8 protein-coding genes are annotated in these 10,328 nt (G+C 55.5%); 3 read left to right on the top strand and 5 right to left on the bottom strand.

Annotated features, from left to right (window positions below; genetic code table 11):
* Nucleotides 1-65: 65 nt before the first annotated feature.
* Both rhlE and dinG read left to right on the top strand, forming a co-directional pair.
* Entirely contained in the window at nt 66-1,448 is a 1,383-nt protein-coding gene (gene rhlE / locus ACOTXC_RS13035; RefSeq protein ID WP_017693771.1) for an ATP-dependent RNA helicase RhlE, read from the top strand.
* 96 nt (nt 1,449-1,544) lie between these two features.
* Entirely contained in the window at nt 1,545-3,722 is a 2,178-nt protein-coding gene (dinG, locus tag ACOTXC_RS13030; RefSeq protein WP_421767729.1) for an ATP-dependent DNA helicase DinG, read from the top strand.
* Here the strand turns inward: dinG and ACOTXC_RS13025 are convergent.
* The 5 genes from ACOTXC_RS13025 to ACOTXC_RS13005 form a co-directional block, all read right to left on the bottom strand.
* Nucleotides 3,709-4,212, bottom strand: a complete 504-nt coding sequence (locus ACOTXC_RS13025) for a fimbrial protein (RefSeq protein WP_023299643.1) — start codon at nt 4,210-4,212, stop codon at nt 3,709-3,711. The two genes, dinG and ACOTXC_RS13025, sit on opposite strands and share 14 nt — an antisense overlap.
* Nucleotides 4,213-4,217: 5 nt before the next feature.
* Nucleotides 4,218-5,207, bottom strand: a complete 990-nt coding sequence (locus ACOTXC_RS13020; protein ID WP_022647513.1) for a fimbrial protein — start codon at nt 5,205-5,207, stop codon at nt 4,218-4,220.
* Between the two features lie 22 nt (nt 5,208-5,229).
* Entirely contained in the window at nt 5,230-7,773 is a 2,544-nt protein-coding gene (locus ACOTXC_RS13015; RefSeq protein ID WP_421767728.1) for a fimbria/pilus outer membrane usher protein, read from the bottom strand.
* 22 nt (nt 7,774-7,795) lie between these two features.
* Nucleotides 7,796-8,470: a molecular chaperone gene (locus ACOTXC_RS13010; RefSeq protein WP_421767727.1), complete on the bottom strand. Its 675-nt coding sequence runs from the start codon at nt 8,468-8,470 to the stop codon at nt 7,796-7,798.
* 69 nt (nt 8,471-8,539) lie between these two features.
* Entirely contained in the window at nt 8,540-9,076 is a 537-nt protein-coding gene (locus ACOTXC_RS13005) for a fimbrial protein (protein ID WP_022647516.1), read from the bottom strand.
* A gap of 256 nt (nt 9,077-9,332) precedes the next feature.
* On the opposite strand from ACOTXC_RS13005, the gene ybiB reads away from it, so the two are divergent.
* On the top strand, nt 9,333-10,295 hold the full coding sequence (gene ybiB / locus ACOTXC_RS13000) for a DNA-binding protein YbiB (RefSeq protein WP_022647517.1): 963 nt from the start codon (nt 9,333-9,335) through the stop codon (nt 10,293-10,295).
* Nucleotides 10,296-10,328 lie beyond the last annotated feature (33 nt).

Genomic DNA, 10,328 nt, shown 5'->3' with positions numbered 1-10,328 from the left:
TCCTTCTATTCGTTATATCTCCCTGAAAACTACACCTGTGATGGTCGGGGCGGTTCGGAGTTTTTATGTCTTTTGATTCCCTTGGTCTGAACCCGGAAATTCTGCGCGCCATCGCAGAGCAGGGCTACGTTGAGCCAACCCCTATTCAGCAGCAGGCTATCCCGGCCGTTTTGCAGGGCCGTGACCTGATGGCAAGCGCGCAGACCGGTACTGGTAAGACCGCGGGCTTTACCCTGCCGCTGCTGGAGCTGCTGGTAAAAAACCAGCCACACGCCAAAGGCCGTCGTCCGGTGCGTGCGCTGATCCTCACCCCAACCCGCGAGCTGGCGGCCCAGATTGGTGAGAACGTGCGTGAATACAGCCGCTATCTTAACATTCGTTCGCTGGTAGTTTTCGGCGGGGTAAGCATTAACCCGCAGATGATGAAGCTGCGCGGCGGCGTGGACGTGCTGGTGGCAACGCCGGGGCGTCTGCTGGATCTCGAACACCAGAACGCGGTGAAGCTCGATAACATCGAAATTCTGGTGCTGGACGAAGCCGACCGTATGCTCGACATGGGCTTCATCCACGACATTCGCCGCGTGCTGGCGAAGCTGCCGACGCGTCGTCAGAACCTGCTCTTCTCCGCGACCTTCTCCGACGAGATCAAGGCGCTGGCGGAAAAGCTGCTGCATAACCCGCTGGAAGTGGAAGTCGCGCGCCGCAACACCGCCTCCGAGCAGGTGACGCAGCACGTGCACTTTGTAGATAAGAAGCGCAAGCGGGAACTGCTCTCCCAGATGATCGGCCAGGGCAACTGGCAGCAGGTGCTGGTGTTTACCCGCACCAAGCACGGCGCCAATCACCTGGCGGAACAGCTGAATAAAGATGGCATCCGCAGCGCGGCCATTCACGGCAACAAGAGCCAGGGCGCGCGTACCCGCGCGCTGGCAGACTTCAAGTCAGGCGACATACGCGTGCTGGTGGCAACCGACATCGCCGCACGCGGTCTGGATATCGAAGAGCTGCCGCACGTGGTGAACTACGAGCTGCCAAACGTGCCGGAAGATTACGTTCACCGTATCGGCCGTACCGGACGCGCGGCGGCAACCGGGGAAGCGCTCTCTCTGGTTTGCGTGGATGAGCACAAGCTGCTGCGCGACATCGAACGCCTGCTGAAGAAAGAGATCCCGCGCATTGAAACCCCGGGCTATGAAGTTGACCCGTCAATCAAAGCCGAGCCAATTCAGAACGGTCGTCAGGGTGGCGGGCGCGGTCAGGGCGGCGGTGGTCGCGGTCAGCAGCCGCGTCGTGCCGAAGGCGGCGCGCCGAAATCTTCGGGCAAACCGCCGCGTCGTAATAACGACAGCAAACCGGCCGGTGAAAACCCATGGCGTAGCGGCGAAGGGAAACCGGCAGGCGAGGGACAGCGCCGACGCCGCCCGCGTAAGCCTGCTAACCCGCAGTAATCTGGAAGCCCGGTCGTAAAGCCGGGCTTTTCTTTTTGCGGCAGCGGAGAGAAAGTGCCACAATAGTGGCTGTTTATACAGTATTTCAGGTTTCCGATGGCTTTAACCGCTGCGCTCAAGGCGCAAATTGGCGCATGGTATAAGGCGCTACAACAGCAGATCCCCGATTTTATTCCCCGAGCCCCGCAGCGGCAGATGATTGCCGACGTGGCAAAAACGCTCGCCGGGGACGACGGGCGACATCTGGCGATTGAAGCCCCGACCGGCGTCGGGAAAACCCTGTCGTATCTTATTCCCGGCATTGCCATCGCGCGGGAAGAAGATAAAACGCTGGTGGTCAGTACCGCTAACGTGGCCTTGCAGGATCAGATCTTCAGCAAAGATTTGCCGCTGCTGCGCAAAATTATCCCCGATTTACGGTTTACCGCCGCCTTTGGTCGCGGGCGCTACGTCTGTCCGCGCAATCTGACGGCTCTGGCCAGCAGTGAACCCTCCCAACAGGATCTGCTCGCGTTTCTTGATGACGAGCTGACGCCAAACAACAAGGCGGAGCAGGAGCAGTGCGCAAAGCTGAAGGCCGATCTCGACGGCTACAAGTGGGACGGCCTGCGGGATCACACCAACCAGGCGATCGGCGACGACCTGTGGCGCAGGCTCAGCACCGATAAAGCAAGCTGCCTGAACCGTAACTGTCACTACTATCGCGAGTGTCCGTTCTTTGTCGCCCGGCGTGAGATTCAGGAAGCGGAGGTGGTTGTCGCCAACCACGCGCTGGTCATGGCTGCACTGGAGAGTGAAGCGGTCCTGCCGGAGCCCAAAAACCTGCTGCTGGTGCTCGATGAAGGTCATCATCTGCCCGACGTGGCGCGAGATGCGCTGGAGATGAGCGCGGAAATTACCGCCCCGTGGTTTCGCCTGCAACTGGATCTGTTCTGCAAACTGGTGGCAACCTGCATGGAGCAGTTCCGTCCGAAAACCACGCCGCCGCTGGCGGTTCCGGAGCGGTTGAGCGAGCACTGTGAAGAGGTGTACAGCCTCATCGCCTCGCTGAATAATATTCTTAACCTGTATCTCCCCGCCACCCAGGAGGCGGAACACCGCTTTGCGATGGGTGAGTTGCCGCAGGAAGTGATGGAGATTTGCCAGCAGCTGGCGAAGCACCTGGAAAAGCTGCGCGGGCTGGCGGAGATGTTCTTAAACGATCTCAGCGAGAAAACCGGTACTCACGACGTGGTGCGTTTGCACCGCATTCTGCTGCAAATGAATCGTGCGCTGGGGATGTTTGAAGCGCAGAGCAAACTCTGGCGGCTGGCTTCGATGGCGCAGGCGTCCGGCGCGCCGGTGACTAAGTGGGCCACCCGCGAAGTACGAGACGGGCAGGGACATCTCTTCTTCCACTGCGTGGGCATCCGCGTGGCCGATCAGCTGGAAAAGCTGATCTGGCGCAACGTTCCGCACGTGGTAGTGACGTCAGCGACTCTGCGTTCCCTGAACAGCTTCTCAAGGTTGCAGGAGATGAGCGGCCTGAAAGAGAAAGCGGGCGACCGCTTTGTGGCCCTGGACTCGCCGTTCAACCACTGTGAGCAGGGAAAGCTGGTTATTCCGCGCATGAATTATGAGCCGCTTATCGATAACGAAGAGCAGCATATTGCGGAAATGGCGGCCTACTTCCGCGAGCAGGTTGAGAGTAAAAAATACCCCGGTATGCTGGTGCTGTTTGCCAGCGGTCGGGCGATGCAACGCTTCCTGGAGCACGTCACCGATCTGCGCTTACTCCTGCTGGTGCAGGGCGATCAGCCGCGCTATCGGCTGGTGGAAACCCACCGTAAACGCATTGATAACGGCGAGCGCAGCGTGCTGGTGGGGTTACAGTCCTTTGCGGAAGGGCTTGATTTGAAAGGCGACTACCTGACGCAGGTGCATATCCATAAAATCGCCTTCCCGCCCATCGACAGCCCGGTGGTGATCACCGAAGGCGAATGGCTGAAAAGCCTTAACCGTTATCCGTTTGAAGTACAAAGCCTGCCTGCAGCGTCGTTTAACCTGATTCAGCAGGTCGGGCGCTTGATCCGTAGCCACGGCTGCTGGGGCGAGGTGGTGATTTATGACAAACGACTGCTCACCAAAAACTACGGCCAGCGGCTGCTGAATGCGCTGCCGATCTTCCCGATTGAGCAGCCGGACGTGCCGGAAGTAAAAAAACGCCCGACAAAACTGGCTGCCGGGCGTCGAAAAAGCTTCCGTGCTAAGGGGCGCGGTCCTACTGGTAAGTGAAGGTCACCTGGATCACGCTGCTGAACGTGCCGGCAGAGATGGGCATCGAGGTGGCGTAATAGCGTGCGGCCAGCGGGAACGTGGCCGTGTGGTCTGACGGGTTTATGGCAGCGTTAAAGGCGGCCTGCGGGGCAATCAGTATCTTGTCCTGACGATCTGCCAGCTCCAGTGCCAGCCCCTTTGCGCTACCGAGATTGGCAAATTTGGTGGGATGGGTGCTGTCGGCCTGACCGTAGAAAAAGGCGGTGGCAAGCGCCAGCGTGGCCGGGCAGTGCGACACCGAAAGGGAAAAGTCCTTCCACTCGCCGGTATCGCCCACGTCTTTAAAACTACCCGATGCCGCCTGGCCTAAGTCCACCGTCAGGTTGCGGCTGGCACTGTCAATGACGCACGTGTTGGCGTAAATGTTACCCGTCATCTGGATCTGTATATCATCGGCGTGGGCCTGGGCGATCAGCCCCAGCGCGAGAATCAATGCGGTTTTTTTCATGACGTTCACTTATAAGCGAGGGTGATGGTTGCCACAGTATTGGCTGGCCCGGGGGTGACTACATTGCTGACCTGCTCGTAGCGAACCTCAAACGGGATCACCAGCGTTTCGTTGGCTACGGCCTGATTTTGGGTACTTACATAGGTACCGAAGGTGGCGAGATGGTCATCAAATAGCATTCTTACTCCGACGCCTGTAGCCATGCCGGTCTGCTGCGTGAGTTTGATCACCCCCTCAAATGCTGTGTCATATCCATTCGCGCTGGTGATTTTTAGCTCAGGCTGTACGGTTGTGTCACAGTTGACGGTGATATTAAATTTTTGAGCAGGGCTGGATAAAAAACCTACGCTGATGAAATCACTGACGGGAAAATCGCCCAAATTAACGGTGAGATTTTTCGGTAAAACGGAGCAGGTGACCTGATGAAGAATAACATTACCTGCATAGGCGATGTGGTTAGGGTTGCCGATCCCTTCATGGCCGAAAACGCCAATGCCAAATTCGGTTTGAGACTGCACCAGCGTACCGGATGTCACGGTGTCACTCGTTTTAACCAGCTCAAGCGTTATTTCAAAGCTAAAAGTCTGTGTTCCATCGGTAGAGACGTAGCCGACAGGCGTTCCACGTGAATCGCACTGCACGCCGCCAGCGCCGCTAATTCGCTGCCCGTGATCATTCATCAATGCTACACCAATCCCCGGCACACCGGATTCGTATACCCCCCTGAGCCCTGGCATTTCCGCTCCGGTGCCGTAGTAGCAGGAGACAATCTCCAGGCCGCTGTCGGTACTCTGATCGCAATGCCCGGCAACATGAACGCTCTGCTCTGTACCCGGGATAGTTGCGCCAACTGCCAGCGTCGTCGGGACAGAAATGGATGCCACGTTGATCATTTTGGGGAGATCCGGCGTAGTGCAGGTCGCCTTCGCATGCGGCATGAATAACGCAGCGGTTCCCAGAATCAGTAAGAAAAAGCACTGTTTAATCATTTGCATAATGTTTTGCCTTTAGGGGAGATCAGTGACACTGCGCGGCAGCGTTAATGATGCTGGTTTTCGCTTTCTCATCCGTGAGCACATAGTCAGCGACGCAATGCTCGTTTGCCTCCTGTCCCCAGGAAACGCGGAGATGCCCTTGCTGTGGCAGACCGGAGAGATAGGTCTGGCCATCATTCCCGACGATAAATTCGCTGTCCTTGTCATCGGTGGTAACCGTTGCGCCGAACGGCAGCGGTTTACCGTTTTGCGTGAGCGTCATCAGGACGCGATTGCCCACGCGCGTCGTGAAGCTGGCGCGCACAATGGCTCCGCGGGTTGGCGTCACAATTTGTGCCGCATGGGTGACGTCGGCGTCCTCCGGCAGCGTTTCCGTATCCAGCGCAATAGTGTTGTGGCGATACGCGGTGACGAACGGTACGACGGTGTAGCCGCGGAAGTCGGTTTCAACGCCGGTCTGGTTAGTGATATGCGTGCCGTGCGTACCCGGGGCTTTCACGAGCGCAATGGTCTCACCGAGCGGCTGGCTCAGCGTGATGCCGTTTGCATGGGCAATCACGCCTCCCTGCAAGCCGACGTTCAGTGTTTGCTGATATTTATCCTGACTGACGCCACCGCTCACTTCACCGTATGTCGCTTTGTAGTCGGCGTTAACGCTGGTGGAGTTACCGCTGCCGGTGCTGCTCAGCCCCTCCTGGAGATTCCAGTTCAGGTTGTCTTCTTTCAGGGCCGTACCGTTCAGGCCGATGTTCTGCGTGGTGCCATCTTTCGTGTTGTTCAGGTTGTACGTGGCCCAGGTGTTATGCATCCAGCGATCCAGCGGAACCGAAACGCTCAGCGAGAACTGGTTGTCGTTCGTCACCGCATTACCGTCCAGATCGCTGTCGTGAGTGTTTTTATTCATGCTGTAGCTAAGGCTGTAGCTAACGCCGTGCCAGCTGTTGTTGTAGCTGACGCTCATGGAGGTCATGTCCTGATTCTGGCTCCAGTAGGTTTCCTTCACCATGCTCAGCGTGACCGATCCCCAGCCTTCTGGTAGCGTCTGGTCGATGGTGGCTTCGGTACGGGCGCGGCGCTGCTGTGGCGCAGACCAGTTATCGGCGCGGGTATACGACTCCATGGTGTCGTCCAGGGTGTAAAACCCCTTGCTGTTGTAGCGATAGCCCGCAAGCGAAAAGTTGGTGCCTGAACCGGCGAAATCTTTGCTGTAGCGTACGCGCCACGATTTGCCTGTGCTGGACTGCTGTTTTTTCAGCAGGGCTCTGGCGCGAGTCACGTCAATGGAGAACGCCCCTAAATCACCCATGTTTTTCCCGGCGCCTATCGCCTGCGACTGATAATGACTGCTCTGCTGTACGCCGCCGTAGGCCGTGAAGCCGTGGGGTAAACCATAGATGGCGCTCCCCTGAGCAAACGGGGTCTTTTCAACATCTTTGTCATAAGAACGATAACGCCCGGCAGTTACGCTGTAGCGCAGGTTTTTTTCACGCTGCAATACCGGAACGGAGGCAAACGGCACCACGAAATGGCTTTCGCTGCCGTCAGTTTCTTTCACCGTGACCTGGAGGTCGCCGCTGCTGCCGGTGGGGTAGAGATCGTTAATTTCGAAGGCCCCCGGCGCGACCGTGTTCTGATAAATCACGTACCCGTTCTGGCGCACCATCACCAGCGCGTTGCTGTGGGCGGTGCCACGAATAATAGGCGCATAGCCTTTTTCGCTGTCGGGAAGCATGTCGTTATCGGATTTCAGCTCCACGCCGGTGTAAGGGACACTGTCAAAAACATCAGCAGGTGATGAGCTCTGGCCAACGGTGATATCGCTTTTCATCGCCACAATATCGCGTTGCGCATAGGTATAAACGGAGGTGAATTTCTGTTCCTCCTCATTGCCTGTGGTGCTGCGATTCCAGGTGGAATAGTTGCGAAGGCGCCATGCGCCAACGTTTAAACCCGGACGCAGGTTCACGTACTGGCTACTGCTATCCTCTTCACCCTGCTGGCGCGCATGGCTCTGGCTGGCGTTGACGCTGTAATTAAGCAAGCCCGCGTTGATCCCTTCATCAAACTCTTTCGGGTCGATGTAACCGCGTGGCACCTGTCCGAGCGCCTTTTGCGGAATGCTCAGCAGCAGCTGCTGGTTGCGAACGTGAAAGATTGCAGATGAAGCAGGGATGACACCTAAATCGGCACACTGGCCTTTGGCCATGAGCTGAGGAAACTTTTGGGTCCTGATACCGAGGCTTTTTAACTCACCCATGCTAAAGCAAGGTTGTAACGTGTCGTTGCCCTGCGAATCTTTCTCAAGCGTAAAGGTCACGTTGCGGGTATCAATTTTATTATTATTGATAAACACCGCGACCTCATATTTCCCCGGTGCCTGGCCGGGACCTTTTTCATAGACGGACAGATCGGTTTTACCCTGCTGGGGATTATCAATATCCAGCAAGGCGGGGTTAAAATAATCATCAGCCATAACCTGCTGCGCAAAGATGGCTATTGCCAGGCCACAGAGAATGACCAGCAATGAAGACATTCGGCAGGTGAACGGCTTTTTGTGGCTGTACATGATTATTTTATTACCGGAACAATTAATGAACGGATTTCGACCAGGAATGGCTGATGCTGCCGTAATCATTAATAATGGAATACGTCACGTTTGAGCCCCCGACATTACCCGGTATGGCAAAATGTGTTTCTGATTTCGGAACAGCCCAGGTCGCTTTTGTGACTTTCTGACCGTTAAGCGTGACGGTCTGGAAATTCATATAGAAAGGCGTAGGGTTATTCACCACCAGGTCGTTACCTTCGCGATGCCATTCAAGCTTATCCGCCACATCTTCTGGTCGGCCTTTTACCGCGGACGGGCGATACAGCAATTTAATGCGGGTATTAATGGCAATTTGCAGCGTATTTACTCCCTCAACGTGTTTTGAGGAAGGGATCGCTTTGATATTCAACCAGTACAGAGATTCCCTGTCTTCCGGTAAATTTCCGCCCGTGCGTACCACGCGCAGAACGTTATCTTCTTTTGCATCCAGACGGAAAAGCGGCGGGGTGATCAGGAATGGGGCTTTGGCCGGGTTTTTACCGCCAGAATCGACCCAGGACTGTACCAGATAATCCGTCGTATCCGGGTTTGACAGGCCAAGAGATGATTCCTTTTTATCTCCTTGATAGACCAGCCGGGTACCATTAATCACGACGCCCGCATGTGCAGAGGCTGCTATCAGTAAAAGAGTGCTCAGTAAATAACCGTGGTGCATAAAGATTTCTCAATAAATAGAAGAGATATTAATGCCCGCAAAAGCATTAATATCTCAGGATTGATAAGATCAGTTATAAATAACGGTGAAAGTCGATACAGAGTTGGCAGGGCCTGCGGTAATGGCGGCCTGAGTTTGAATATAACGCGCACCGAATTCCAGGTCGTTAACTGCCGTGCCGGAGGCTAAAGGATATTGCTGCGAAGGCGTATACAGAGTGACAGGCTGCCCGGAAGCATCCATCAACTGAATCGCTACACCGGTTGCCGCATCGGTATCTGGCGTTAATGCCAGCGCGGCATTATTATCCGCATCCGGCGTACCACCGAAGTTAATCGCAGCCGAGGTCACTGTTTCCGGACAATTGGTTAACTTAATATCAAACTTCGTTGATGTGCTGGTAGAGCCTGCGCCGGTAAATACCGTTTTAGACACCTTACCCAACTGAACGTTTAATGGATTACTTAATCCATTCACGACCTGGCAAGCAGAATCGATAATTTCACCGGTGAAATTAATCTGGCCTTCACCGTTAGTTGCCGCAAATGCGGATGCAGAACATCCCACCGTTGCGGCGATAAAAAAACCTAATGCAACCTTGTTCATAGTTAATCCTGATGTGATTCTGGTAAAAGCGTTGCCTGGACGTTTTTACCGTTGACCCTTAATGATTTTTCGATGTTTATTTAATCAAAAAAAGGGTCGCTGCGGATCTTTTGTCCCAATCACAAATAATTTAAATAGTGCTTGAGTTTAATTTTTTTATATGAAAACAGCAGGTTGATAATGATCACAAAACACTATCGGGTCTGTGTTCATCGGGCTATATTGTTAACAAGATAATGCAGTCAGGAGAAATGTCGTGGATTACCGCAAAATTATCAAAGAGGTAGGGCGTGGGAAAAACCACGCTCGCGATCTGGACCAGGAAACAGCCCGCGCGTTGTACACGCATATGCTGAATGGCGACGTGCCGGAACTGGAAATGGGCGGCATTTTGATTGCGCTGCGTATTAAAGGGGAAGGTGAGGCGGAGATGCGCGGCTTTTATGAGGCCATGCAGTCGCAGACCATGCGCTTAACCCCGCCCGTCACGAAGCCGATGCCAATTGTGATCCCGACCTACAACGGCGCGCGTAAGCAGGCAAACCTCACGCCGCTGCTGGCTATTCTGTTGCAGAAACTCGGTTTCCCGGTAGTAGTGCATGGCGTGAGCGAAGATCCGACGCGCGTGCTGACAGAAACCATCCTGGCGTTGTTAGGTATTGAACCGACCCTCCATGCCGGTCAGGCACAGGCAAAGCTGGAGGGGAATCAGCCGGTCTATATCCCCGTTAGCGCGCTCTGCCCACCGCTGGAAAAGCAGCTGGACATGCGCTGGCGCATGGGCGTACGTAACAGTGCTCACACCCTGGCGAAGCTGGCGACGCCGTTTGCCGAAGACGCCGCGCTGCGTCTTTCCAGCGTCTCCCATCCGGAATACGTGACGCGAGTCGGGCAATTCTTTGCCGAAATCGGTGGACGCGCACTGCTGATGCACGGGACAGAAGGCGAGGTTTACGCCAACCCGCAGCGTTGTCCACAGCTGATGCTGATTGAGCCCGCCGGGACGCGGGTCGTTGTCGAACGTGGGGAAGAGAACAGAGATGCGATCCTGCCTGAGTCGAAAGATCCGCAGGTCACCGCGCGCTGGATTGTGCAGTGTCTGGCCGGGAAGGTGCCGGTTCCGCAGTCAATCAAGCTGCAAATGGCCTGCTGCCTGCTGGCTGCAGGGGAAGTCGAGTCCGTGGAAGCCGGGTTGCAGCGCGTGGCGCAGTCATTTTAAGCAAAAAAAAGCCCGTCCAGTGGCGGACGGGCA

It is taken from the genome of Enterobacter cloacae complex sp. IR5428 (assembly GCF_049238585.1).
Lineage (GTDB): Bacteria > Pseudomonadota > Gammaproteobacteria > Enterobacterales > Enterobacteriaceae > Enterobacter > Enterobacter intestinihominis.
The sequence above is the reverse complement of the archived record's forward strand: the minus strand, read 5'-3'. Positions and strand labels throughout refer to the sequence as shown.